Below are 22924 nucleotides of genomic sequence, written 5' to 3'. Positions count from 1 at the left end.
GAGCCGGGAGAAGAGTCCAGCCCGGAGAAGGTGCTCTCCGGCTCCGGCGTGTTCGGGAGTGCGGGACGGATTTCCGGGTTCAGATGATCTTTTTGTTCCTACCGACGGCGCGGATTTCGTAGAGCCCCGTCTCGGAAAAAATCTCCACGGTGCGTCCGAAACTGCCCCCCGTGTCCTCCGCACGAAGAGGAATTCCCAGGTTTTGAAGTGTCCTCTTGCAGGCCTCCACGTTTCTCGACCCAATGCGCACCGAATTCTCCTTGTCGGAGAAGTTGAACATCTGCGCTCCTCCGGCGATCTTCGCCGTGAGGCGTCGCCCGAGCGCTCCGGCCCGGAGCATCATCTCCAGCAACTGGGGGATGCCCGAGTCGGCGAATTTGGCGCGGTTGAACTCTGCCCCTTTTGCCAGATCCATGGAGGGGAGCATGATGTGCACCAGTCCGGCGATTCGCTTTGTCTCGTCGTAGATGGCCACGCCGACGCAGGAGCCGAGGCCGAGGGTGGTCACCGAATCGGGGAAGCGGGCTACGGCAAGTTCCGCGATGCCGACCTTAATCTTTGCCATGGTCCGCGACTCCAAGGGCGATGAAGATCGTCTCGAACGATTCGGGATCGGGGAGGAGGAAGATGCGGCTCGTCCGCTCCTCGCTGGGAGGGGCGTCCTCCGTACCCAGGCCGGCGTCGATCATGATGGCCGTGTCGGAGGTCCGGCCGATCTCCATGAGGCTGAAGCTGAGGATGGCCCCCGCCATGTCTACCGCGAGGGATGGCACGGTGGGGCGCAGCTCCATTCCGAGGAAATCCGAGAGCGCCGTCAGGTAGGAGCCGATGAGGATGTTACCGATCTCCTGGATCACCGAGCAGGCCAGAGGAGAGAACCCCTCCTGTTCCGTTCCCGTGAGGGCGAGAATCAGGTGCCTGGCTTCCTGTTCGTCCGCGGCGAAGAGCACGTTGCCCGACAGGGAGCCCTCGAAGCGGGCAAACACGGCGGCGACGATGTTCTCGGCGCCGCCGGCGTATTCCACGATGTCGTTGAAGGGCAGGGCAAGCACCCGGAGGATGCGCATGTCCACGCGACGGTTCATGAGTTTGGACAGGGCGGTGGCGGCATTTCCCGCGCCGATGTTGCAGATCTCCCGAAGCACGTCCGTCCGGAACGCGTCGCGTTGGCCCGCGTCGGTCTTGTCGTTCATGGCCGTTCCCTCCCGCCTCAGCGGATAAATCGTGCGATCCGCCGATCCTTGACGCTGATGTGCTCCAGCGTCCATCGGACCAGCATGTCCCGCAGCTCGGTGATGCGCTCTGGAGAGAGTGCTCCCTCCACCAGGTTCCGGTGAACCCGGCCGACCTCCTTGATGAACCAGCTGTGCTCATCCCGGTGCGCGTCGAACTCGTCGTAGCAATTGCGGATCATGAGCAGTTCCTCCGCGCCGAAGTGTTGGATGGCGTAGCCGACGAGGTAGTTCACGGTCTCGTCGATCTGGTCCACCTCCTTCCGCTCCACCGCCTCGGAAAAGGCGGCGATGCGCTCGATCAACTTCCGGTGCTGATCGTCGATGATGCCGATGCCGATGGCGAGATCGTCGCTCCATGCGACTCCCATGGTTCATTCCTCCTCTTTGCTTCCCTGCGTTCTCTCTCCGTCGAATTTTCCGCGTTTTCGCCCTGGATTGGTCCGGAACTCCCCGGAACGGCCTATTTGTTCGGATCGCTACGGTGGGGTATCTTCCGGGGAACGGGCTGTCGCACGTCCCTCGCATATCCACGCACGGCCGTGAAAAGACACGATGTGCGACAGGCGAACCGTTTTCCCGGAGAAGGTTGTTTTACCTTTTCAGTTTAGCACAAGTCGGGGCACCGCAGCGGAAAGCCACTGGAGGAAAGGGAGCCTTCGGAGGACGGCGACTCTGTCTCCGAGAAGAGCGCATACGTGCTCCCGGAGCCGTCGTGTGCGTTATGCCCTGTGAAAAGATCGTTCCGGTGTTCGGCATTTCCGAGGGGTGCTTTGCCAGCTTTTCGGAGGAGCGGAGGTATCTGAGAAAGGCGGTCCGGTGGAGGGGTTTCGGATGGTACAATACAGTGTCACCGGGAAGGCTGCGCCTTTGCCGTGCCTCTCGGAATGGAAGCGAGGAGACGCGTCATGACGGAAAAGACGAAAAAAACATTCGGGGATCGCTTCGGCATCGACACGGTGTCGCTGGTGGCGATCATCGGCCCCACCGCAGTGGGCAAGACCGAGTTCAGCTTCCGCCTTGCGGAGGACCTGGGTGCGGAGATTCTCTCCGTGGACTCCCGGCAGGTCTACCGCTACATGGATGTGGGAACCGACAAGGCGTCGCCGGAGATGCGCCGCCGCATCGTGCACCACCTCCTCGACGTGGCGGACCCGGACGAGCCTTATTCTGCGGCGGAGTTCGCCGCGGCGGCGGGGGCGGCGATCTCCCGTCTCCGGGCTCGGGGACGGGTCCCTTTGCTGGTGGGAGGCACGCCCTTCTACTACAGGGCGCTCCTGGACAGCATTCTCACGGAGGATTTGCCCAGGAGCTGGGAAGTGCGGCGGCGCTTGGAGGACGAGGCGGCCCGGATCGGGAGAGAGGCGCTGCACCGGCACCTCGCGGAGCTGGATCCCCCGTCGGCGGCGCGGATCCACCCCAGGGATCTGCGGCGAGTCGTCCGCGCCCTGGAACTCTTCGAGCTGACCGGGCGCCCTGCCACGGAGACCTACCGGAAGGGAGCGCTTTCCGCCGCGCCCTACGCGGTGCTCTACATTGGTCTGCTCCGCTCCCGGGAGGAGCTGTACCGGCGGATCAACGAGCGGGTGCGCAGACAGTTCTCCTCGGGATTTCCGGAGGAGGTGGCGTGGCTCCTCGAACACGGCTTCGACGAGAGCATGCCCGCCCTGCAGGGATTCGGCTACCGGGAACTGGTGGCGTACCACCGGGGGGAGTGCACGTTCGAGGAGGCGATGAACGGAGACGCTGCGGCGACCCGGGCTTTTTCACGAAGACAGATGACGTGGTTCCGCAAATTTTCACCGGTCTTGTGGTATGATGCATCGCATGTTTTGGAGGAATCTTCTTATGCTACAATTCTGGAATCCTGTGGAAGACATCTCGCGGGGCATTCCGGAAAAAACGCCGGAGGAGATCCCGGCGCAGTTCGGGAGGGCGCATGAAGGTTGTCGTTGCAAACCCTACCGGTCTTTGCTTCGGTGTGCGCAGGGCCGTGGAGGAGCTTGAGAACGCGCTGCGGGACGGTGGCCGGGTCTTCGCCTTGGGCAGTCCCATCCATAATCCGCAGGAGATCGCGCGCTTGGAGGCGGTGGGGCTCGTGGTGGTGGAGGATCCCGACACCATCCCCGAGGGGGCGACGGTGTTCATCCGCGCTCACGGCGTGTCTCCCCGGGTCTTCGAGACGGCGCGCAAACGGGCTGGACGGATCGTGGACGGCACCTGCCCCTTCGTGCGCAACGCCCAGGAACGGGCGGAACTGCTCTCCCGGGAGGGATATTTCGTGGTGATCGTCGGAGACGAGGATCACCCCGAGGTGCAGGGCATCCGGGGCTATGTCACAGGCGAGGCGGAAGTGCTGAACGACATGAAAGAATTCTCCCTGCCGCCGCGGCGTGACAAAATCGGCATCGTCTGTCAGACTACACAGAAGGAGACCACCCTGGCGGGTGTTGTGGCCCGGGTGGTGCCCCAGGCGCGGGAGATCAGGGTGTTCAATACCATCTGCGGAGCCACCGTGGCGCGGCAGGATTCGGTGCGTCGCTTGGCAGCGGAAGTGGATGGTATTATCATTATTGGTGGACGAAACAGCGCCAACACGAAAAAGCTCTTCGAGATCGCCCAGGGCGCGGGGGCACCCGTGCTCTGGATCGAACATGCTCAGGAACTCGATCGGGGGTGGTTGTCGGACAAGGCCATCATCGGCGTAGCCGCCGGGGCGAGCACTCCGGACTGGCTCATTCACCAGCTTATATCAATGCTCGCGACAGAAAGGTCGTCAAGGGGGATGGATGGTAATGGTGGAGCACGAGAACAACGTTGAAGGAATGGATCCGGTCATCGAGAGCGGAAGCACCACGATGGAGGACATGCTGGCGGAGTACGAGGCCCAGGAGATCCATCGGGGAAAACTGGTGGACGGCGTCATCGTCGAGGCGAGCGAGGATGGATGGCTCGTCGACGTGGGCTACAAGTGCGAGGGTTTCCTTCCCCGTCGGGAGTGGACCCATCGCGCTCTGGTCGAGGATGTACCCGAGCCCTCCGTGGGAGACACGATTCGCGTTCAGGTGATCAACATCATTCAGAACGAGGAATCCCAGCTTGTGGTGAGCCGCTGGCGCTCGGCCTTCGACGACCGGTGGAACGCCGTCGAAGAGGCTCTGGGCAAGAGCGATGTCGTCACGGTGCGGGGTCTCCGGAAGGTCAAGGGCGGTCTCATCGTGGATTGCTGTGGCATCGAGGGCTTCATCCCCATTTCGCATCTCGCGGAAGAGGGCCGGGGTGTCAACCCCGGACGGTTCGTAGATGAGACCTTCGAGGTGAAACTCCTCGAAAAAGACAGGAAGAAACGTCGCCTGGTTTTCTCCCGGCGTTCCGTGCTGGAGGAGGAGATGAACTACCAGCGGGACGGCTTCTATTCCCAGGTCGAGGAGGGGGCCGTTCTCGAGGGCACGATCAGCAGCATCACGTCCTTCGGCGTCTTCGTGAGCCTCGGTCCTGTGGAGGGGCTTGTGCACATTTCCGAACTCTCCTGGCAGCGCAACGCGAAACCCAAGGAAATCGTCAAGAAGGGCGATTCGGTGAAGGTCAAGGTCATCGGCATCGATCGCGAGAACAACCGGATCTCCCTGAGCATGAAGCAGGTCCAGGCGGACCCCTGGGAGACCGTGGGCGAGCGGTGGGGCAAGGACGTGCTCACCACCGGTGTCGTGACGAACCTCACCGACTTCGGCGCCTTCGTGGAGATAGAGCCCGGCATCGAGGGACTGATTCATATTGGCGACCTGAGCTGGACACGGATCAAGCATCCCAAGGAAGTGCTCCGGAAGGGCGAGACCGTGGACGTGCGTATCCTCGACGTAGACTGCGAGCGCAAGCGGATCAGCCTGGGCTACAAGCAGCTGCACGACCCGTGGAACGGTGTGGGCGAACGCTACGCCGCCGGCCAGGACGTGGAGGTGAAGGTGGTCCGTCTCGCAGAGTTCGGCGCCTTTGTGGAACTGGAGAAAGGTGTGGAAGGACTCATTCACATCTCTCAACTGAGCCGTCAGCGGGTGGAGAAACCCGAGGACGTGCTGCAGGAAGGACAGGAGGTGACCGCCCGCATTCTGGAGGTCAACCCCGCGGAGCGGCGTATCCGCCTCAGCCTGAGCGCGCTGCAGCAGCCTGACGAGTCCCAGGAGCAGCAGCAACAGCAGGCGCAGCCCCGGCGGCATTCCGACGAGGAGCGTTCCGAGAGGCCGCGCCGTCGCCAGGGCGAGGGACGCCAGAAGGAGCCCGTTCTGCCCCAGGAGGATGCCTCCGTCACCATCGGAGACTATCTGGGCGGCATGTTCAACAACGGCGGCCACTAGACCCCGGGTTCGACGAGAGAAAGAACGAGACCGCCTTGCCCTCGGGCCGGGCGGTCCTTTGTCGTGTCAGGCAGGAGGGAACGGTATGGCGGTACTTCCGGTGCGCATCTATCCGGATCCGGCGCTGCGCGCTCCCGCGGAGGAGGTCACGGAGTTTGACGACGCGTTCCGGGTGTTTCTCCGAGACATGTGGGACACCATGGAGGCGAAGGACGGCGTGGGCCTCGCGGCGCCCCAAGTGGGCGTTTCCAGGCGGGTCATCGTGGTGGTCCTCAAGGGGGAACGGCACGTCCTGGTGAACCCCAGGATCCTCGAGGTCGAGGGGGAGCAGGTGGGCGAGGAGGGGTGCCTGAGCTTTCCCGAGATCTTCGAGAAGGTGACGCGTCCTCTTCGGGTGGTAGTGGAGGCCCGGGACGAGAACGGGGACCTCCGTACCATCACGGGGGAGGAGTTTGCCGCCCGGGCACTTTCCCACGAGATCGACCATATCAACGGAAAACTCCTCATCGACCACGTCTCGCCCATGAAGAGGCATCTCATCAAAAGACGCCTGCAGAAACGAAAGGAATGACCATGATACCTCCGGAGGGTCGCTATTGGTTTCTCGGCTCGGGACTCTTTGCCGCGGCCTGCTTTTCCGCTCTCGCGGCGGAGATGCGCTTTACCCGGGTTGTCACCGCCCCGCCCCGACCGGCGGGACGGGGGCTTCGTCTGCGTCCTGTGCCGCTCGACGAGGCGGCGCGGCAGGCCGGCTACGAGCCGGAATACTCGGAGAAACTCTCCAGGGAGGAGCATTTCCTGAAGGCCCTGGAGGAGGAGCGTCCCGACGCGCTGCTCGTGGTGGATTTTGGCCAGCTCATCCTTCCTCCCTTTCTCGATCTTCCCCGCTTCGGTTGCTGCAACATCCATCCCTCCCTGCTCCCCGCCTACCGCGGGGCCGCTCCGATCCAGCGGGCGCTGCTCGACGGTGTCGCCGAGACGGGAGTTTCGGTGTTCCGTCTCGTCCGCGAGATGGATGCCGGGCCGATCCTCGCCCGGGAGAGCCACGCCGTGGCCCCGGAGGACGACGCGGTGGATCTGTTGCGGGTTCTCGCCCTGAAGGGTAGCCAAATGTTGCTCCGTGTCTTACAATTGTTGCAGCAGGGACATACCCTCGAAAAAAGTCAGGATTCGAGGCTCGCCACAATTGCCCCCAAAATCGCCAAAGAAGAGGCCCGGGTGGAGTGGACCACATCCGCCCTCGCCGTGCACAACCGGATTCGGGCGCTCGCACTCGCGCCCGGGGCGTTCACCTGTGTGGGAGGAAAACGCGTGAAGCTCTGGCGCAGCAGGCCTGCGGAGGGAACGGGACACCCCGGCGCACTGCTTCGACTTGCGGAGGGTGGGCCGGTCGTCGCCTGCGGCGACGGCGCGGTGGAGCTTCTGGAGGTACAGCCCGAGGGAAAGCCTCGGTGTCAGGCCCTTGCGTGGATCCGGGGTCTGCGGGAAAGCGGAGGGATTCTGTTCGAATGAGAACGGTCGATGCCCTGAAACGCCATGGTTCCGCCCTGGCGCGGAAACGTCTCATCGGTCTTCATTCCTGGGAACGCAACCTCGCTGTAGGCGGAGCCCTCGGATCGGGCAAGTCCGAGTGGCTCCTGAATCTGGCTCATACGTTTCTCCAGATGGGGGAGGGAGTCCGCATCGCCGATGTGGACATCACCAACCCCTATTTTTGTGTCCGCGAACGGGTGGAGACGCTCCGCGCCGAAGGATTTCAGGTCATCACCTCTCCGGGGGACGCCCGGTGGGGGGATGCACCGGCCCTTTCCCCGGAGGTGCCCCGCTCCATCGGGGGTACCGACAGGCTCTTCCTCGACGTGGGAGGAGACGCCCGGGGCGGCATGGCCCTCACCCAGTTCGCGCCGCTTCTCGAGAAAGAAGGCATCACGTTTCTTCTGGTCGTCAATTCCTTCCGCCCCCAGACGAACACGCTGCAGAAGATCGCCGTTCTCCACGCCGACCTCGAAATGGTAACGGGACTCCGGATCACGGGATTGCTGAGCAATGCCCATTGTCTCGGCGAGACGACCATGGAGGACGTGGCAAAGGGGATCGACCTCGCGAAAGAGGCCTCGGAAACCCTGGGGATTCCTCTGTTGTACGCGGGTGTCGCGGAAGCACTGTGGTACGCGGTTGTCGGATCTTCGGAGGAGGGGGTGACGCTCGCGGGCGTTCCTCTTTGGCCTCTGAAGCGGCGTATTCTTCTGCCATGGGAGAGAGGTGTGGTGGATGCCTAAAGGGCGAATTACGGTGATCGAGGATCGGTGCAAGAGCTGCGGCCTGTGTGTTGCGGCCTGTCCGAAGAGCGTTCTGCGCATTTCCGACAGGATCAACGACAAGGGATATCGGCCCGCGGAGCAGTTCGCCGAAGGGTGCATCGCCTGTCGCATGTGCGCGCTCACGTGCCCCGATGTGGCGATCGAAGTCTTCCGGATCGACGAGGATGCGAGGTGAACGCGACGATGAGCGAACGTGTCCTGATGAAGGGAAATGAGGCCCTGGCGGAGGCGGCGATTCGTGCTGGGTGCAGGTATTTCTTCGGCTATCCCATCACCCCCCAGAACGAGATTCCCGAGTACATGTCCAGGCGGCTTCCCGAGGTCGGTGGGGTGTATCTCCAGGCGGAGAGCGAAGTGGCGGCGATCAATATGATCTTCGGCGGCGCCGGAACGGGAGAACGGGTGATGACCTCCTCGTCGAGTCCGGGGATTTCTCTCATGTCCGAGGGAATCAGCTACATCGCCGGAGCGGAGCTGCCTTGCGTGCTCATGAACATCGTCCGGGGCGGCCCTGGGCTCGGGAGCATCCTTCCCGCCCAGTCGGACTACTTCCAGGCCACCCGCGGTGGCGGTCACGGCGACTACCGGCTCCTCGTCCTCGCCCCCAGCACCCTCCAGGAGGGGGTGGATCTCACCATGCTCGCCTTCGACCTGGCGGAAAAGTATAAAAACCCCGTGATGATCCTGGGCGACGGCTTCATGGGGCAGATGATGGAAGCGGTGGAGTTCCGCACCCCCGAACCCATGGAGCTTCCCGACAAGAGGGATTGGGCCGTGGGTTACATGGAGCGGCGCGGAACCCGGGCGTTGGTGAAGAGCCTCTACCTCGATCCGGAGGAGCTGGAGCGGCACAACATGAAGCTCCAGGCCAAGTACCGCGAGATGGAGAAGAACGAGGTACGTTACGAGAGCTACAGGACGGACGACGCGGAGATCGTGCTCGCCGCCTACGGTACCACGGCACGCATCGCCCGGTCCGCCATCAACGAACTCCGCAAGGAGGGGCTCCGAGTGGGAATGATCCGCCCCATTTCGGTCTATCCCTTCCCCTACGCGCCCTTCGAGAATCTCCCCCGGAGCGTGAAGGACGTGCTGGTGGTGGAGATGAGCTGCGGTCAGATGATCGACGACGTCAGGATCGGCGTCGGCAGGACCGTTCCCGTGCATTTCTGCGGACGCGTGGGCGGCATCGCGCCCTCGGTGGACGAGATCGAGGCCCGGATCCGCGAGATCACGGGCAAGTAGGCCGGGAGGGGACGTCATGAAAGAGACCAAGATTTTCGAGCGCCCGAAATCCATGTCGGATGTGCCAACCCACTACTGCCCGGGGTGTACTCACGGCATCGCCCACAGACTGGTGGCGGAGGTCATCGACGAACTCGGCATTCAGAAGAAAACCTTCGGAGTCGCTCCCGTGGGGTGCTCTGTGTTCCTCTACAACTACATCGATACCGACATGTACGAGGCCGCCCATGGCAGGGCTCCGGCGGTGGCCTCGGCGGTGAAGCGCATCCGTCCCGACATGGTGGGGTTCACCTATCAGGGGGACGGCGACCTGGCCTCCATCGGCATGGCGGAGATCGTCCACGCCGCCAACCGGGGAGAGCTCATCACGGTGATCTTCATCAACAATGCCATCTACGGCATGACAGGAGGGCAAATGGCCCCCACCACGCTTTTGCAGCAGAAGGCCACCACCTGCCCTCTGGGACGCGACCCCGGCGTGAACGGCTACCCCATGCGCGTGGCGGAATTGCTCGCCACCCTCGCGGCCCCAGCCTACATCACCCGGGTCTCCGTGGCCAAGCCTAAGTACGTGGGCAAGGCTGCGGCGGCGGTGAAGCGGGCCTTTCAGACCCAGATCGACCGGAAGGGCTTTTCCTTCGTGGAGATGCTCTCCACCTGTCCCACCAACTGGGGCATGCGCCCCGCCGACGCAGCGAACTGGGTGGAAGAGAAGATGATCCCCTACTATCCCCTCGGGGACATCAAGGTACCGGAGTAAGGAGGCGATCCGCATCATGGCAGAATTCTTCAGGAGCCTTCTCGCCGCCGGGTTCGGCGGGCAGGGAGTGCTCACGCTGGGGCAGCTCGTGGCCTACACGGCCATGTACGAAGGACGCCACGTCACGTGGATCCCTTCCTACGGGCCGGAGATGCGCGGCGGCACCGCCAACTGCAGTGTCATGGTGAGCGACGAGGAGATCGCCTCTCCCGTGGTGAGCAGGGCGGACTACGTGGTCATCATGAACCAGCCCTCCCTCGCGAAGTTCGAACCAACGGTGAAACCGGGAGGCATTCTTCTGTACAATGAGGACCTGGTGTCCTACAGGAACCCCCGGACGGACATCACCGTCGTCGCCGTTCCGGCCAACTCCTTGGCCATGGAGCTTGGGAGCGAGAAGGTCGCCAACGTGGTCGTCCTGGGCGCACTGGTGGAGGCTGGGGATATCGTGGGAGCCGACGCGTGTCTCGCAACCATCAAGGACAAGCTCGGCAAGAAGAAGGCTCAGATGATGGAGATGAACATCACCGCCTTCGAGAAGGGCCGGGAGATCGCGCGAAAGGGTGTTTCCCGCTGACGGAAGAGGGCGAAAAGACACAAGGAGGCACCATGGGTATCGTGGAGGAGTTCGCAAGGAGATCCCGGGAGCAGGACGCGGCGACGCTGATGGAAGGTCGGAACGGAAGGGACGACGGAAAGGCACGGATCGTCGTGGGAAACAGCGTCGATCCTGCCCTCGTCGAGACCAAGCTCTCGGGGATCACGCTCTACCGCGGGCGGATATTGAACCTGCGCGTCGACGGCGTGCGGCTTCCGAGCGGCAAGCGGACGAACCGCGAGGTGGTGGAGCATGCCCCCGCGGTGGGCATTCTCGCCGAGAACGACCAGGGGGAGATACTACTCGTCGAGCAGTATCGCTATCCCGTGGGTGAGGTGCTCCTGGAGGTGCCCGCTGGGATCATGGAGCCTGACGAGCTGCCTCTGGAGACAGCGCGGAGGGAGCTGCAGGAGGAGATCGGTTTCGACGCGGAGCATTTTGACGAGATGTGCCGTTTCTACACCGCTCCGGGATTCAGCGACGAAGTGCTCATTCTCTTTCACGCCACGGGTCTCTTCCCCTCAGCTCTGGCGCCCGACTTCGACGAGACGATCCGGGTCGTTCCCGTGTCCGTCCGGGAGCTTCCCGACCTGCTCTGCCAGGGGCGGATCAAGGATGGCAAGACCCTTGTTGCGCTGTGCCGCTTCCTCTGTCGGAAGATGACATGTCAGACGGAGGCGGGAACGGAGTGCTGAATCGTTTCGCGCCGGGGAACCCGCGGCATGCCGTAGGGCTCCCCGGCACTTTTTTCGGGCCGGCGGTACTTCGCCGCGAGGGAGGGCGGATTGCCGGGCTGCGGGGGGTGAAGGAGATATGGACGAAGAGGCCGGGCGCTTGCGGGATGCTCCGGACGGAGCGGAGGCGTCGGACGGGCAGAACGGGTCTGGCGAGCCTCTGCGGCGCGGGAGTCTTCGGGGCGGTCGCCTCTCCCGGAAGCGGCCGATGGAGGGGAATCCGCTCCGGGAGGGGCACCTGCGAAGCGGTACGGCGGGCACAGGTGCAGTGCATGCCGGAGCCGGAGGGCCGGACGAATCGGGCGCAGGGTGCGGGCCTGACGACGCGGCGGAGGACGAAACGCTTCCGGGAGGCGGGAAGGACACCGCGGAGGAGCAGTGCGCCGCTTTTCTCGACTTTCTCCTGTTGGAGCGCGGCGCGAGCGAGAACACCGTCCTCGCCTACGGAAGGGACCTCCGGGACTGGACCGCCTTCTGCCGGAAAAGGCATGTCGCCTCCTTTCCTCCCGAGCCGGAAGGCCTCGGGGCCTATCTCAAGGCCCTGACCTTCCAGGGTAAGAGCAAGGCCACCATACAGCGGCGGGCTGCGGCGATCCGGTCGTGCATGCGCTTTCTCGTCCTGGAGGGGTGGTTTCCCGGCGGTGACGCCGCGATTCCCCTGCCGGACAAAGGGCGCAAACTTCCTCAGATCCTGAGCGAGGGGGAAGTTGAGCGACTGCTCGCCTCCTGCGCGGGTGCGGCTCCTCTGGACCTGCGCGACCGGGCGATCCTGGAGACCGCCTACGGCTGCGGCCTCCGGGCGTCGGAGCTGGTGACGCTGCGGCTGCGGGATCTGGACTTCTCCGGAGGGCGGCTTCGGGCCATCGGCAAGGGGGACAAGGAACGGACAGTGCCCCTGCTCGGAGAAGTGCGGGAGATGCTGCGGCGCTACATACATCAGGGGCGCCCCGCTCTCGACGCGGCGGCCCGGGAGGAGGTCTTTCTGAGCCGCACCGGTGGCCCCCTGGGCAGGGAGGACGTGTGGCGTATCATTCGCCGACGAGGCAAGGGGGCTGGAATCGCCGCATCTCGACTCCATCCCCACGTGTTGCGTCATTCCTTCGGAACGCACCTGCTGCGCCGGGGGATGGACCTGCGGACCCTTCAGGAACTCCTCGGACACTCTTCCATCACCACCACGGAGCGGTATACTCATTTCGACGCGGAGCTGCGGGACGTGTACGACTCCTGCCATCCCAGGGCGTAGCGGGCGCAGTTCCCCGGCCACCCCGAAAAGGGCGGGTGTTCGGATGCCCCCGAGGGTGCGACCGGCGACACGCATCCTGTATGCCGATATTTTCGCGGCGCCTCGGGCTGTCAGCTGATTTCCGACGGCGACGACGGCAGACGTTCTTCGAGGAGGTTCTCTTTATGTCCAAGGAACGGAGTGCGGAATACAGACAGCATGTGGAAGAGGCGACGGTCTTTGTCTCCCGCAGTGTGGGCTTTGTTCCTCGGGCTGCGGTGGTGCTGGGCTCGGGGCTCGGCAGTGTGGCCGAGGCCATCGAGAATCCCGTGGTGATCCCCTACGGAGAGATTCCCCACTGGCCGCTCTCCACCGCGCCGGGGCACAAAGGGCGCCTCGTGGCGGGGTACCTGAAGGGCGTGCCCGTGGTGGCCATGCAGGGGCGGCTGCACTACTACGAAGGCTATTCCATGCGGGAGATCACCTTTCCCGTGCGGGTCTTCGGCGGCTGGGGCACGGAGGTCTTCTTCGCCACCAACGCCTCGGGGGGCGTTCACTACGGCCTCCTTCCCGGCGATCTGGTGCTCGTGGTGGACCACATCAACCTCATGGGAGCAAACCCCCTCTTCGGTCCCAACGAGGACGACTGGGGCCCCCGTTTTCCCGACATGACCCTCGCCTACGACAAAAAGCTCATGGCTCTGGCGGAAGAGGTGGCTCTACGGGAGTCGGTGAACCTGAAGCGGGGCGTCTACATCGCCTTTGCCGGGCCGTCCTTCGAGACCTCCGCGGAGATCCGCATGGCCCGGGTGTTGGGGGCGGATCTGGTGGGCATGTCCACCGTGCCGGAGATCATCGTGGCGCGGCACATGGGCATGCGCATCCTCGCCGTCTCCTGCGTGGCCAACTACGCGGCGGGCATGACCGAATCGCCCCTCACGCACCAGGAAGTGCTGGATGAGATGGGACGCGCCGCGGACAGGCTCACGCGCCTTGTTGTGGGCATCGTTGCGTCCCTCGGAGAAGAAGGGAGGTAGACGCGCCTCATGAATCCCCTGGCCTTTATCGAAACGAAGCGCGACGGAGGGTGCCATACGTCGGAGGAACTACGGCAGTTCGTCCTCGCCTTCCAGAAGGGAGAGTTCCGGGACTACCAGGTCGCCGCGTGGCTCATGGCGGTGTACTTTCGGGGACTTGCGCCGGAGGAGCTGCGGGTCTTCACCCAGGCCCTCGCCGAGTCGGGGCACATGGTGCGCCTGCCGGAGGAGCTGCACGCCGTGGACAAGCACAGCACAGGCGGCGTGGGAGACAAGGGCACCCTCGTGGTGGTGCCCCTCGTCGCGGCCTGCGGTGTTCCCGTGTCAAAGCTGAGTGGTCGGGGACTGGACTTCACCGGGGGTACTCTGGACAAGCTCGAATCCATTCCGGGCTTCCGGTCGGGGTTCTCCCTAGAGGAATTTCGGGAGCTGATCCGCACCGTGGGATGTGCCGTGGTGGGACACTCCCCCCAGATCACTCCCGCGGAGGGACTCTTCTACGCGCTGCGGGACGTGACGGGTACCGTTCCCTCCCTACCCCTCATCGCCAGCAGCATTGTGAGCAAGAAACTCGCCGGAGGCGCCTCGGGCTTCGTCTTCGACGTGAAATGCGGCAGCGGGGCCTTCATGCGCACCCGTGAGGATGCTCGAAGCCTGGCCCGGCTGCTCGTGGACCTCTCCCGCGATTTGGGACGCAGGGCCAAGGCGCTCGTGACCGACATGGACGTGCCCCTGGGGCGGTGGATCGGCAACGCTGCGGAGGTGCTCGAAGCGGTGCACACTCTACAGGGCCGGGGGCCGAAGGACACGGAGGAACTCTCTCTCGCTCTCGCGGGGGCCATGCTCGTCCTCGCCGGGGCTGCGTCCTCCCGCGAAGAGGGGATCCGCAGAGCGGAGAAGGTGCTCCGCAGTGGCGAGGGGCTTGAAATGTTCCGCCGCTTCGTCGCCGCCCAGGGCGGCACTCCGAGAGTGGCGGACGATCCCGAAGGCGTGCTTGCCCTGGCGCCGTTGCGGTGGGATCTCGTCGCCCCCGAAACGGGGTGGCTCGACCGGATCGATGCCCGGAAGGTGGGCGTTGCGATGCGACTCCTTGGGGGCGGGCGGCTGCACAAGGACGATGCCATCCGTCCCGGTGTCGCCGCGGAGGTGCTGGTGCGCCCCGGAGGGGCCGTGGAGACGGGTTCCCCGGTGCTGCGGCTCCACTACGACGACGAGGCCCGGCTGGCCGAGGCGAAGGACGCCCTCCGGGACGCTCTCGTCATCGTGGAGGAGCAACCGCCCCGTCGCTCGGTGGTGCTGGAGGCCGTGGACTGAGCGGAGCGGCAGCGGAGAAGGACGACGGCTTTTCATCCGGACATGAGGGTGGTGGAGACGATGGGGCGGACACCGACCGAAGATCGGCGGGACGCAGCGGACCTGGAGAGCGTGCTCGTGGCGTTTCTTCCTTTTGTCCGCAAACAGGCGGGCATTCTTTCCGGCAACGATTCCCATCTCAAGGACGATCTCATCCAAGAGGGGCTCTTCGCGCTCTGTCGCAGCGCCGGAGCTTTCGATCCCGACCGGGGTTCCTACGCCTCCTTCGCCTGTTCCTGTGCGCGGAATGCCATGATCTCTTACCTGCGGAGGACCTTGTCCTCACGGGAGGACCTGGTGGACGAGACGGTCAGCCTGGAGGATCTCGAAATCGGGGAGGATCTCCTTGGAATCGCCGAGGACCGGGAGTTTCTGGAATATCTGCTGGACCGGCTCACCCCCGTGGAGATCGCTGCCGTGGACGCTCTCTGGGCCTGCGGCAGCGTGGGCCGCGCCGTGGGAACCCTTGGCTGGCCCTACAAGAGGGTGGAGAACGCCCTGGCCCGGGTACGGAACAAGGCCCGGCGCCTTGTGGCGGAGCGCGACCCCTCGAAAACGGAATAACTCACATCAGAATATCGCATAGCTCCAGTGCTGGACAGGACAAACCGGCACCGTTACAATGACGGAGCGACGCGGAGGCGAGTGGTGGCTGGTGCTGTCCCTGGGCTTCAAACCCAGTGTGGGGTGCTGAGCGGCGCCCCGGGTGGGTTCGATTCCCACACGCCTCCGCCAAAATACTCTCGATACTTGCAATTGCTTGCTTCGAAAAGAGCCGAAAACCGTTCGCTACACTCAGGAAACGTTTTTCCCTTTTTGCTCCACTGTCTACTCCGCCAAGGGGGAAAACGACGAAGCGAGGTGTAGTGGAGTGGTTTTCGGCTTTTCTGTCTCCTTTGACCTGGGGAAGCCCTGAATAAAGACCTTTCGCTTTCCCTTGACTCGGGTCGCATCAGGCTCTGCGAGGCGCCCTGCGGGGCTGACGTAGCCTTATTCAGAGACTCCTTATATCTGACAATATCTCTGCAATGCCCCCAAGGGGTCTTTTTTCTGTACAATAAGGGGAGTGAAAATAAAGGAGGCAAACATGGCCATGGAGAAAGTCCGACTTGGGGATCTTCTTGTCAAGGCGGGTGCCATTTCGGAATCCCAATTGCAAAGAGCGTTGGAGGAACAACGGCTGACACACAGTCGCCTTGGAGAAGTTCTCATCAAGAACGGATGGGTGACGGAGCGCCATCTTGCAGGGGCTCTGGCGCAACAGTTGAAAAAACCCCTGGTTTCGCTTGCTCGCTTCAAACCCATGCCGGAAGCGCTCCGCTTGGTTCCCGAGCAGATAGCCCGTCGCCTCGAAGTTTTTCCCATGTCGGTTTCCGGTTCCGATCTCCTTACGGTTGCCATCAGTGACCCCTTGAACGTCTTCGCCCTGGATGAACTGCGCATGCTCACGGGAATGGAAGTGGAGATAAACCTCGCGACGCCGACGGAGATCCGCCGTGCCTTGGATACGGCGTACATAGTTCAGGAGACCTTCACCGATGCGGGTATCGAGGTCATGGCTTCGCAGGGGATTGTCGAAACGGAACTCACCACCCGGATGGATGGAGTCGGGGCGGAGGAAGCGCCTGTTGTCAAGCTGGTGAACAACATGCTGGAACAGGCCGTGAGAGAAGGCGCCTCGGATCTGCATCTCGAACCGCATGAACGGTCGAGCCGAGTGCGCTTTCGCGTGGACGGTGCCCTCTTCGATGCGCTCGAATATCCCAGGGGATTGCATCCGGCAGTGGTGTCCCGGGTCAAGATCATGGCGAATATGGACATCGCCGAAAAAAGGCGCCCCCAGGACGGACGGATCATCATCAAGGTACTGGAACATCGGATCGACCTTCGTGTTTCCTCCCTCCCCACCGTCTACGGAGAAAAGATTGTCATCCGCGTTCTCGACCAGAGCAATACCATGGTCGGTCTGGACCGTATCGGTTTCGAATGCGACGACAAGGAACTCATCGAAGAACTGCTGAACGTTCCCCACGGTATTCTCCTCGTGACGGGCCCTACGGGGAGCGGAAAGAGCACGACCCTCTACTCGATGCTGGAGCGTCTGAACAAACCGGAGGTGAATATTGTCACCATTGAGGACCCTGTGGAGTACACCATCTCGGGTATCAATCAAGTACATGTGAACGAGAAGACGGGGCTTTCCTTTGCGGAATGTCTTCGTGCCATTCTGCGGCAGGACCCCGACAAGATCATGGTGGGAGAGATCCGGGATCTCGTAACCGCCCAGATGGCCATACGGGCCGCACTGACAGGACACATGGTTCTCTCGACGCTGCACACGAACGATGCACCCAGCAGTATTGTGCGCTTGGTGGATATGGGTATCGCGCCGTTTCTCGTGGCATCTTCTCTCATTGCGGCGATCGCGCAGCGTCTCGTCCGTAAGCTATGCCCGGAGTGCAAAGAACGCTATGCACTTTCGGAATCCCTTGCGGCAAGCCTCGGCCTGGTCGCGGATGTTCCTGTGTGGCGGGCCGTGGGATGCCCTTCCTGCCGGGGAACGGGATACAGGGGGCGAACGGCGATTTTCGAAATTATGGTCATGGATGACACAATGAAGAGGAGCGTCGTTTCGGGAGAGTCGGCGGTGGCTCTGCGCAAAAAAGCACTGGAAGGAGGCATGCGGACTCTTCGGGAGCAGGGACTGCGGAAAGCTCTTCAGGGAGAAACGAGCCTGGAGGAGGTTCTCCAGGTTTCCATGGCGTGATCGCTTCCGGGGAATGAGGACGAGAAGAAGGGACGACAGCGCATGCAATCTTCCATCGCAACACTTCTGTCTGAAATGGCCCGTAAGAACGCCAGCGACCTCCACCTCGGTGTCGGTTTTCCTCCCGCCTTTCGCCTCGATGGCCAACTTCATTTTGCGGCTCATGTTTCTCCCCTCACTGTGGAGGATATTTGGCGTTTCGCTGGGGAATTGCTTTCGCGAGTGCAGATCGATCACCTTAAAAAAACGAAGGAGTTGGATTTCAGTTTTTCCTTTGACGCACCGGCGGAACCTGTTCGGTTTCGAGGAAATTGCTACTTTGAGAAGGGAAACGTCACGATAGCCTTGCGCCTCATCACGAGCAGTATCCGCAGCCTCAAGCAGTTGCAGCTTCCGGAGTGCCTGGATGGCATAACAAGGCGACTCCGCGGACTTTTTCTCGTTACCGGTCCCACAGGAAGTGGAAAGAGTACGACCCTTGCCGCGATGGTACAGCAGATTAATATGACTCGTCGCTGTCACATCGTGACTATTGAGGATCCGGTTGAATATCTTTTCGTGTCCGAACGGGCCATGGTCCATCAAAGAGAAGTGGGCACCGATACGGAAAGTTTCGGAGAGGCTCTCCGTCGCGCTTTGCGGCAGGATCCCGATGTGATTCTCATCGGAGAACTGCGTGACCTGGAAACGATGGCCGCAGCCGTTACCGCCGCCGAGACAGGACATCTTGTCCTTGCCACTCTCCATACTCCCGATGCCGCCCAGACCGTGGATCGGATCATTGATGTTTTCCCTCCCCATCAACAGCAACAGGTTCGTTTACAAGTGAGTAACGTCCTTGTGGGAGTCTGTTCGCAGCAGCTCATTGCCTTACCGGGTGGCGGTCGTATGGCTGCCACGGAGATTCTTCTCGCAAATCCTGCCGTTCGGAACTGCATTCGCGAAGGCAAGACAGGACAGCTCAAAAGTATTCTCCAGACGAGTGCGGCTTTGGGAATGCACAGTATGGACCAGGATCTCGCTCGCCTTGTCCGAGAGGGAAAACTCCACCTCGAACAGGCGATGTCGCACGCATATGAACCCAAAGACCTCGAACGTCTTGTATTCGATGCTATATAAAGAAATGTTAGGAAAAATGAAACTCAAGACCTATTGTAACCCTTAAACTCTTCGACTAGAATCAGAGTAAATAATAAATTGGAAATACCGCTATGGCGATGAAGGAGGCAGTGTCATTCTCTACAGTTATCGAGCCCGCTCGGAAATGGGAGAGGTTGTTGAAGGGACTCGTCAGGCATTGGATGAGGCGAATCTTGTGGCGTGGCTAAGATCACAGGGCTTGCTCCCCATTTCCGTATCGAAAACCGTCGGTGGCGAGACTGTTTCCACGGAGAAGGGAAGCCTGTCAAAGACTCTCCTTGCTTGGAAATCCAGGCTTGCGTTGGTTACTACCGTGGCTACGAAGGACAAGGCTATTTTCGTTCGTCAGCTTGCCACTATGGTAGGATCCGGAATGACTCTCTCTGCTTCGCTGGATATTCTCAAGGATCAGACATCGAACAGACGCCTTGCTGTCTCCATAGGTCAGGTAAAAAAACTGCTTGACGGAGGATGGTCGCTTTCGGCGGCAATGAAGACTCGCAAAGAATTTTCTCCGCTCATGGTGGCTATGGTTCAAGCGGGGGAGGAGGGGGGGCTTCTCGACACGACGTTGAGCCGCCTCGCACTGTTTCTCGAAAAACAGGAGGCTCTTCGTCGAAAGGTCACCTCGGCTGTCACTTATCCGTCAGTCGTGCTTTTCTTTGCCGTTCTTGTTCTCTACGTACTTGTGACGTTTATTGTTCCCAAGTTCGAGGTGGTTTTTTCTCAGATGGGAGGAGAATTGCCCGCTCTGACTCATGTTGTGTTTACTTTGTCCAGTTTGATGAAACAAAAATGGTATATGTGTGCAGGTGCCGTCTTTCTTTTGTTCTTTTTGGGGTTTCTTCTCAATCGATTTCCGAAAACACGTCCCTACGTGGACAGATTGAAGCTGCGTCTTCCCATCACTGGAGATATTCTCCAGAAAGCAATTATGGCTCGTTCGATGAGGACTCTCGCGTCGCTGGTGCAGGCGGGGGTTCCTATTCTTTCCGGTTTGACGATGACCGCCGAGGTCGCCGACAACACCCGTGTCGCCTCGGCCTTCCTCAATATTCGCGAGGCTGCACGGAAAGGCGCACCTCTTGGTGAAACTGCAAAAAAAGAGAAGATTTTTCCGCTCATGGTGGCGCACATGATTACCGTCGGTGAGCAGACCGGGCACTTGGAGGAAATGCTGAACAAAATCGCGGACTGGTTTGAAATGGAATTGGACGAGAAGGTGTCGAAACTCACCTCGGTTCTGGAGCCGGTACTCATCCTTTTTGTAGGTGGTATCGTCGCCATTGTGGCACTGTCTATTTTTCTTCCTATCATCGGTGCAATTCAAACGATGCTTTAGCAGGTGCAAGAAGGAGGCGGTGGAGAAAAGGAGAAGAGATTCTTTTATTAACTATTCTAAAGGGTATTTTGGGGACGGAGATGCGTAATCAGGTATTTTTAGAAAATAAAACCATCAAGACATTGTTGGAGGCAGAGCGAAAATGGGGAAAAATAGAATAAAATCCGAACGACTCAGGAAAGCTCCTGGTTTCACTCTGGTTGAATTGCTCATTGTTATTGTCATTATCGGTGTTCTTGCGGGAAGTATGATGCTTCTCATGGGCGGTGGTGCCGCAAAAGCGAAGGCAACACAGATCATTTCCGACTTGCGGACCATGAAAGCCGGTGCCATGATGCTTTGGAGCGATGGGAAAGCGGCGACATTGGACAATTTGAAGACCTATTTGGATAAGGAATTGGTGAATACGAAATATGGCATCGTCAGTGATGACAGCAACGGGATATTCGTTTGTGTTGCTGTGACCGAGAGCGATGTGCAGGGGAAACTCGGAGAAATTGTTAAAAATGAAGGGCTTCAGATTTGGGGAGCGAACAGTTGCGCGGTTGTGAGCGGAGACACCTATTACGACCGCGCTTCCCAAAAAGGCTGGGCGGTTCAAAAAGCGAGATAATGTCGGCAAACCGATGGCAGATTGCATGATGAAATGAGAGTGCGATCGAAAAGTGCAAAAGAGATCTTCTTCCTCGACAATGCTTTTTTATGACGCTTTCCGAGTTGAGGCGAAGCGTGCCTGTCGAGGATTCTCTCTTGTCGAAACGCTTCTTGCCGTGCTTCTTCTGGCGGTGGGGTTGTTTGCTATGGCTGCAATACCTGTGATGACGACGAAGCTTACGGTACAGAGTCTCCATCGTGGACAGGCATTACTCCTGGCCTTGATGAAACTGGAAGAACTCGAGGGGGCCACGTCCGTCTCTTCCGTCACGGAGCAGGCGGACCGGACAAATCCGCGGTACGCTCTTTCCTGGAATAAAATCGAGGGTTTGGGAGGCGCGGCGGACGTGCTTCGTGTCATCGTTTTCTGGGACGATGTGCGAGGTGTCCGCCGGGAATTGATGGTGGAGAGAGCGGTGAGTTCGTTCGCCGCGGAGACGGCCAGGGATGACAAATGAAGCGTATCGCGAGAGGAAGGCGCGACGTTTTCCGGATAATTCGTCTCGGACAGGAGAGCACGAAACAGAAGCGAGGCTTCACCCTTGTGGAGGTTCTCGTCTCTCTTCTCGTTGGTGGTATTGCTGTGTCAACCGCGCTTTTCGCCCTCTATGCCTTTTTCAGCACTGTCGAACACAATACGGAGTATGCCGAAGCTCAGCAAAATGCCGAAATGGCTCTTGCATTCCTTGAACCGTACGTTTTGCTTGCAGGTTTGGGCATGCCCAACAGTGACGATCCGGGGAAGGAAAACCGTTTTTCCACGTGTTGGCCTTCAAGAAGCGGGAGCAGCGCAAGCTTGCCTCCCTGGAGGCGCTCGCCGTATTTTTGGACGAGCGCCGTGAGTTGTGTCGGCGAGGGAAACAGTGAATTGCGCCTTGTGTCTGCCGTGCCGAGAAAATGCGCCGCACTGGAAGGACGCATTCTGGACGCGGAAGGAGATATTCTCCGGGTTTCGGAAGTGCCTCCGGAAGTCCTGGAACGGTGGATCGTCTTCCCTTCCTCCTCAATTCCTTTCTTCGTACAAGCTGTGGGAGCGGACTCTTTGACTCTTCGAGCGGTGCGAAACGCGCCGGTGAATCTCTATGACCAGCTTCACGAAGTCAAAGCGTTGCGTTTTTTCGTTCAAGGCGAGCAACTGTATACGGATGATTTTTCCTCAGTGCAACCCAGAATCAAGGGTATCGTGGGTTTTCACGCGGAGTTCGCGGATTCTCTTCTCACGGTCACGGTTCTTTCGCGTGCGTCGAAGCGACATTCCGCGCCGGTGCAGCACCATATTTTCGGCTGGGATGAACAGAACGAAGGATGGCGCCCTGTCAGAGCGAACTTGGACCTGCACTATCGTTATGTGGCGGTCACGAGAAGCTGGAGGATCCGAAATTGAGGCCCTTTCCGACAAAACTTTCCTGTCATTCCTTCCGAGGCATGTCCCGTGGATTCGGTCTGGTAACGGTTCTCATTGTGCTCCTTCTCGGAGGTGCGCTGGTGGGAGCGGCGTTGTACGTCGCTGAAAACACTGCACTGACGGGACGCATGGCAGCAGAGTACGGAGAAATGTTCAACGCTGCCCAATATGGTCTGGAGGTCGGGAAAAACTGGATTGCTACCAGGATCAAGGACGCGAGGCTCCATGGACGTCCGCTTCCGAGGTGGAGCGCCTCCGACGATGTCCTTGTTTGGGAGGCTTCCGGCGGACATCGAGAGAAATTGCTCGCGTTCTATTCCTACGATGTTGCCGGTGTTTTTCCGACGAAGCCGGTGTTCAGCGAGGACATTGTTTTCGAGAGTGGTTATGTTCCTCGCCTGGAAGGTGTCTTTTCACTCCACGTGGCGGTTTTCGACGTTCGCTATGAAGTCCGGTCCGATTTTTCCTACGACCCTCTCGTACCGGTTCGTCTGACCATTCGGACGAATAAGGAAAGCGTTCGCAAAAAGCAATCCTATAGCGAGGAGGACCGAGAAATCGGTGCCTATGTGGTGCGCAGTACGCTTTTCAAGGACGGCGTGAAACGAAAGGTGCTGGAGCAGGCGTTTATCGAGGCCAGATGAGGATGTGATGCCGCATGTTTTCGAGACGAAATTCCCTTGGCCACTGGCATGAGAGCCCGTATGAAAAGAAACTGCCGTTTTCGTGCCGGAAAGGGACAGTTTCGGTTCTTCGCCT

24 protein-coding genes, 1 tRNA gene and 3 pseudogenes are annotated in these 22924 nt (G+C 60.7%); 25 read left to right on the top strand and 3 right to left on the bottom strand.

Going from position 1 to position 22924, the window contains the following annotated elements; translation table 11 throughout:
* Positions 1–79: 79 nt before the first annotated feature.
* The 3 genes from K349_RS0115175 to K349_RS18280 are packed head-to-tail and all read right to left on the bottom strand — an operon-like array spanning position 80 to position 1603.
* Positions 80–565, bottom strand: a complete 486-nt coding sequence (locus K349_RS0115175; protein ID WP_034265814.1) for a chemotaxis protein CheD — start codon at positions 563–565, stop codon at positions 80–82.
* Positions 552–1193: a chemotaxis protein CheC gene (locus tag K349_RS0115170; RefSeq protein WP_029166599.1), complete on the bottom strand. Its 642-nt coding sequence runs from the start codon at positions 1191–1193 to the stop codon at positions 552–554. Before K349_RS0115170 ends, K349_RS0115175 begins: the two co-directional genes overlap by 14 nt.
* Before the next feature lie 17 nt (positions 1194–1210).
* Entirely contained in the window at positions 1211–1603 is a 393-nt protein-coding gene (locus K349_RS18280; protein WP_029166598.1) for a bacteriohemerythrin, read from the bottom strand.
* 537 nt (positions 1604–2140) lie between these two features.
* Between K349_RS18280 and miaA the strand changes: the two genes are divergently transcribed.
* The 25 genes and pseudogenes from miaA (at position 2141) to K349_RS0115050 (ending at position 22809) form a co-directional block, all read left to right on the top strand.
* Entirely contained in the window at positions 2141–3175 is a 1035-nt protein-coding gene (gene miaA, locus K349_RS0115160) for a tRNA (adenosine(37)-N6)-dimethylallyltransferase MiaA (RefSeq protein WP_051464411.1), read from the top strand.
* Positions 3172–4053, top strand: coding sequence for a 4-hydroxy-3-methylbut-2-enyl diphosphate reductase (ispH, locus tag K349_RS0115155; RefSeq protein WP_029166596.1), 882 nt, complete (start codon positions 3172–3174; stop codon positions 4051–4053). Before miaA ends, ispH begins: the two co-directional genes overlap by 4 nt.
* A complete protein-coding gene (locus tag K349_RS0115150) occupies positions 4028–5584 on the top strand; it encodes a S1 RNA-binding domain-containing protein (protein WP_029166595.1) in 1557 nt (518 codons plus the stop codon). Before ispH ends, K349_RS0115150 begins: the two co-directional genes overlap by 26 nt.
* Positions 5585–5669: 85 nt before the next feature.
* Positions 5670–6155, top strand: coding sequence for a peptide deformylase (gene def / locus K349_RS0115145; RefSeq protein WP_029166594.1), 486 nt, complete (start codon positions 5670–5672; stop codon positions 6153–6155).
* Between the two features lie 2 nt (positions 6156–6157).
* On the top strand, positions 6158–7096 hold the full coding sequence (gene fmt, locus K349_RS0115140) for a methionyl-tRNA formyltransferase (protein WP_029166593.1): 939 nt from the start codon (positions 6158–6160) through the stop codon (positions 7094–7096).
* Positions 7093–7863, top strand: coding sequence for a hypothetical protein (locus K349_RS0115135; protein ID WP_029166592.1), 771 nt, complete (start codon positions 7093–7095; stop codon positions 7861–7863). The genes fmt and K349_RS0115135 overlap by 4 nt, the downstream gene beginning before the upstream one ends.
* Positions 7856–8080 carry a 4Fe-4S dicluster domain-containing protein gene (locus K349_RS0115130; RefSeq protein ID WP_029166591.1) on the top strand — a complete coding sequence of 75 codons (225 nt, stop codon included), beginning with the start codon at positions 7856–7858 and terminating at the stop codon, positions 8078–8080. Before K349_RS0115135 ends, K349_RS0115130 begins: the two co-directional genes overlap by 8 nt.
* Before the next feature lie 8 nt (positions 8081–8088).
* Positions 8089–9150: a 3-methyl-2-oxobutanoate dehydrogenase subunit VorB gene (locus K349_RS0115125; protein WP_029166590.1), complete on the top strand. Its 1062-nt coding sequence runs from the start codon at positions 8089–8091 to the stop codon at positions 9148–9150.
* 16 nt (positions 9151–9166) lie between these two features.
* Complete coding sequence (locus K349_RS0115120) at positions 9167–9910, top strand: thiamine pyrophosphate-dependent enzyme (RefSeq protein WP_029166589.1); 744 nt, start codon at positions 9167–9169, stop codon at positions 9908–9910.
* Between the two features lie 16 nt (positions 9911–9926).
* Positions 9927–10487, top strand: coding sequence for a 2-oxoacid:acceptor oxidoreductase family protein (locus K349_RS0115115; protein WP_029166588.1), 561 nt, complete (start codon positions 9927–9929; stop codon positions 10485–10487).
* 32 nt (positions 10488–10519) lie between these two features.
* A complete protein-coding gene (locus K349_RS17435; RefSeq protein WP_029166587.1) occupies positions 10520–11203 on the top strand; it encodes an NUDIX hydrolase in 684 nt (227 codons plus the stop codon).
* A 118-nt stretch (positions 11204–11321) separates the two neighbouring features.
* Positions 11322–12488, top strand: coding sequence for a tyrosine-type recombinase/integrase (locus tag K349_RS17430; protein ID WP_029166586.1), 1167 nt, complete (start codon positions 11322–11324; stop codon positions 12486–12488).
* Between the two features lie 164 nt (positions 12489–12652).
* Positions 12653–13504 carry a purine-nucleoside phosphorylase gene (locus tag K349_RS0115100; protein ID WP_029166585.1) on the top strand — a complete coding sequence of 284 codons (852 nt, stop codon included), beginning with the start codon at positions 12653–12655 and terminating at the stop codon, positions 13502–13504.
* A gap of 9 nt (positions 13505–13513) precedes the next feature.
* Complete coding sequence (locus K349_RS0115095) at positions 13514–14818, top strand: thymidine phosphorylase (protein ID WP_029166584.1); 1305 nt, start codon at positions 13514–13516, stop codon at positions 14816–14818.
* Positions 14819–14878: 60 nt separating this feature from the next.
* The gene (locus K349_RS0115090) at positions 14879–15421 is read left to right on the top strand and encodes a sigma-70 family RNA polymerase sigma factor (RefSeq protein WP_169731365.1); all 543 of its coding nucleotides are present in this window, start codon (positions 14879–14881) and stop codon (positions 15419–15421) included.
* A gap of 73 nt (positions 15422–15494) precedes the next feature.
* Positions 15495–15592, top strand: a tRNA-Sec gene (locus K349_RS0115085).
* Between the two features lie 352 nt (positions 15593–15944).
* Positions 15945–17624, top strand: a complete 1680-nt coding sequence (locus K349_RS0115080; RefSeq protein WP_029166582.1) for a GspE/PulE family protein — start codon at positions 15945–15947, stop codon at positions 17622–17624.
* A gap of 39 nt (positions 17625–17663) precedes the next feature.
* Positions 17664–18743, top strand: a pseudogene (locus tag K349_RS0115075) (type IV pilus twitching motility protein PilT); the annotation flags it as partial.
* A gap of 145 nt (positions 18744–18888) precedes the next feature.
* Positions 18889–20106, top strand: a complete 1218-nt coding sequence (locus K349_RS0115070) for a type II secretion system F family protein (protein ID WP_245588075.1) — start codon at positions 18889–18891, stop codon at positions 20104–20106.
* A gap of 142 nt (positions 20107–20248) precedes the next feature.
* Complete coding sequence (locus K349_RS0115065) at positions 20249–20719, top strand: type II secretion system protein (RefSeq protein ID WP_029166579.1); 471 nt, start codon at positions 20249–20251, stop codon at positions 20717–20719.
* A 79-nt stretch (positions 20720–20798) separates the two neighbouring features.
* Positions 20799–20900, top strand: a pseudogene (locus K349_RS20190) (prepilin-type N-terminal cleavage/methylation domain-containing protein); the annotation flags it as partial.
* Between the two features lie 6 nt (positions 20901–20906).
* On the top strand, positions 20907–21218 hold the full coding sequence (locus tag K349_RS0115060; protein WP_245588074.1) for a hypothetical protein: 312 nt from the start codon (positions 20907–20909) through the stop codon (positions 21216–21218).
* Positions 21215–21349: pseudogene (locus tag K349_RS20185) on the top strand (prepilin-type N-terminal cleavage/methylation domain-containing protein); the annotation flags it as partial. The gene K349_RS0115060 and the pseudogene K349_RS20185, both read left to right, overlap by 4 nt.
* Positions 21350–21598: 249 nt before the next feature.
* Positions 21599–22144, top strand: coding sequence for a hypothetical protein (locus K349_RS19800; RefSeq protein WP_245588073.1), 546 nt, complete (start codon positions 21599–21601; stop codon positions 22142–22144).
* Positions 22145–22185: 41 nt separating this feature from the next.
* On the top strand, positions 22186–22809 hold the full coding sequence (locus tag K349_RS0115050) for a hypothetical protein (protein WP_157367414.1): 624 nt from the start codon (positions 22186–22188) through the stop codon (positions 22807–22809).
* The last annotated feature ends 115 nt before the right edge of the window (positions 22810–22924 follow it).

The organism is Aminiphilus circumscriptus DSM 16581, assembly GCF_000526375.1.
GTDB lineage: Bacteria > Synergistota > Synergistia > Synergistales > Aminiphilaceae > Aminiphilus > Aminiphilus circumscriptus.
This window is presented reverse-complemented; position numbering and strand designations above follow the sequence as displayed.

Bases quoted from the DNA above. Each gene is read 5' to 3' on its own strand.
- def (WP_029166594.1), top strand. From the start codon at position 5,670: ATGGCGGTACTTCCGGTGCGCATCTATCCGGATCCGGCGCTGCGCGCT.
- K349_RS0115135 (WP_029166592.1), top strand. From the start codon at position 7,093: ATGAGAACGGTCGATGCCCTGAAACGCCATGGTTCCGCCCTGGCGCGG.
- K349_RS0115175 (WP_034265814.1), bottom strand. From the start codon at position 565: ATGGCAAAGATTAAGGTCGGCATCGCGGAACTTGCCGTAGCCCGCTTC.
- K349_RS0115095 (WP_029166584.1), top strand. From the start codon at position 13,514: ATGAATCCCCTGGCCTTTATCGAAACGAAGCGCGACGGAGGGTGCCAT.
- K349_RS18280 (WP_029166598.1), bottom strand. From the start codon at position 1,603: ATGGGAGTCGCATGGAGCGACGATCTCGCCATCGGCATCGGCATCATC.
- K349_RS0115100 (WP_029166585.1), top strand. From the start codon at position 12,653: ATGTCCAAGGAACGGAGTGCGGAATACAGACAGCATGTGGAAGAGGCG.
- ispH (WP_029166596.1), top strand. From the start codon at position 3,172: ATGAAGGTTGTCGTTGCAAACCCTACCGGTCTTTGCTTCGGTGTGCGC.
- K349_RS0115090 (WP_169731365.1), top strand. From the start codon at position 14,879: ATGGGGCGGACACCGACCGAAGATCGGCGGGACGCAGCGGACCTGGAG.
- K349_RS0115080 (WP_029166582.1), top strand. From the start codon at position 15,945: ATGGCCATGGAGAAAGTCCGACTTGGGGATCTTCTTGTCAAGGCGGGT.
- K349_RS0115065 (WP_029166579.1), top strand. From the start codon at position 20,249: ATGGGGAAAAATAGAATAAAATCCGAACGACTCAGGAAAGCTCCTGGT.
- K349_RS0115060 (WP_245588074.1), top strand. From the start codon at position 20,907: ATGGCTGCAATACCTGTGATGACGACGAAGCTTACGGTACAGAGTCTC.
- fmt (WP_029166593.1), top strand. From the start codon at position 6,158: ATGATACCTCCGGAGGGTCGCTATTGGTTTCTCGGCTCGGGACTCTTT.
- K349_RS0115115 (WP_029166588.1), top strand. From the start codon at position 9,927: ATGGCAGAATTCTTCAGGAGCCTTCTCGCCGCCGGGTTCGGCGGGCAG.
- K349_RS17430 (WP_029166586.1), top strand. From the start codon at position 11,322: ATGGACGAAGAGGCCGGGCGCTTGCGGGATGCTCCGGACGGAGCGGAG.
- K349_RS17435 (WP_029166587.1), top strand. From the start codon at position 10,520: ATGGGTATCGTGGAGGAGTTCGCAAGGAGATCCCGGGAGCAGGACGCG.
- K349_RS0115130 (WP_029166591.1), top strand. From the start codon at position 7,856: ATGCCTAAAGGGCGAATTACGGTGATCGAGGATCGGTGCAAGAGCTGC.
- K349_RS0115050 (WP_157367414.1), top strand. From the start codon at position 22,186: ATGTCCCGTGGATTCGGTCTGGTAACGGTTCTCATTGTGCTCCTTCTC.
- K349_RS0115170 (WP_029166599.1), bottom strand. From the start codon at position 1,193: ATGAACGACAAGACCGACGCGGGCCAACGCGACGCGTTCCGGACGGAC.
- miaA (WP_051464411.1), top strand. From the start codon at position 2,141: ATGACGGAAAAGACGAAAAAAACATTCGGGGATCGCTTCGGCATCGAC.
- K349_RS0115070 (WP_245588075.1), top strand. From the start codon at position 18,889: ATGGGAGAGGTTGTTGAAGGGACTCGTCAGGCATTGGATGAGGCGAAT.
- K349_RS0115120 (WP_029166589.1), top strand. From the start codon at position 9,167: ATGAAAGAGACCAAGATTTTCGAGCGCCCGAAATCCATGTCGGATGTG.
- K349_RS0115125 (WP_029166590.1), top strand. From the start codon at position 8,089: ATGAGCGAACGTGTCCTGATGAAGGGAAATGAGGCCCTGGCGGAGGCG.
- K349_RS0115150 (WP_029166595.1), top strand. From the start codon at position 4,028: ATGGTGGAGCACGAGAACAACGTTGAAGGAATGGATCCGGTCATCGAG.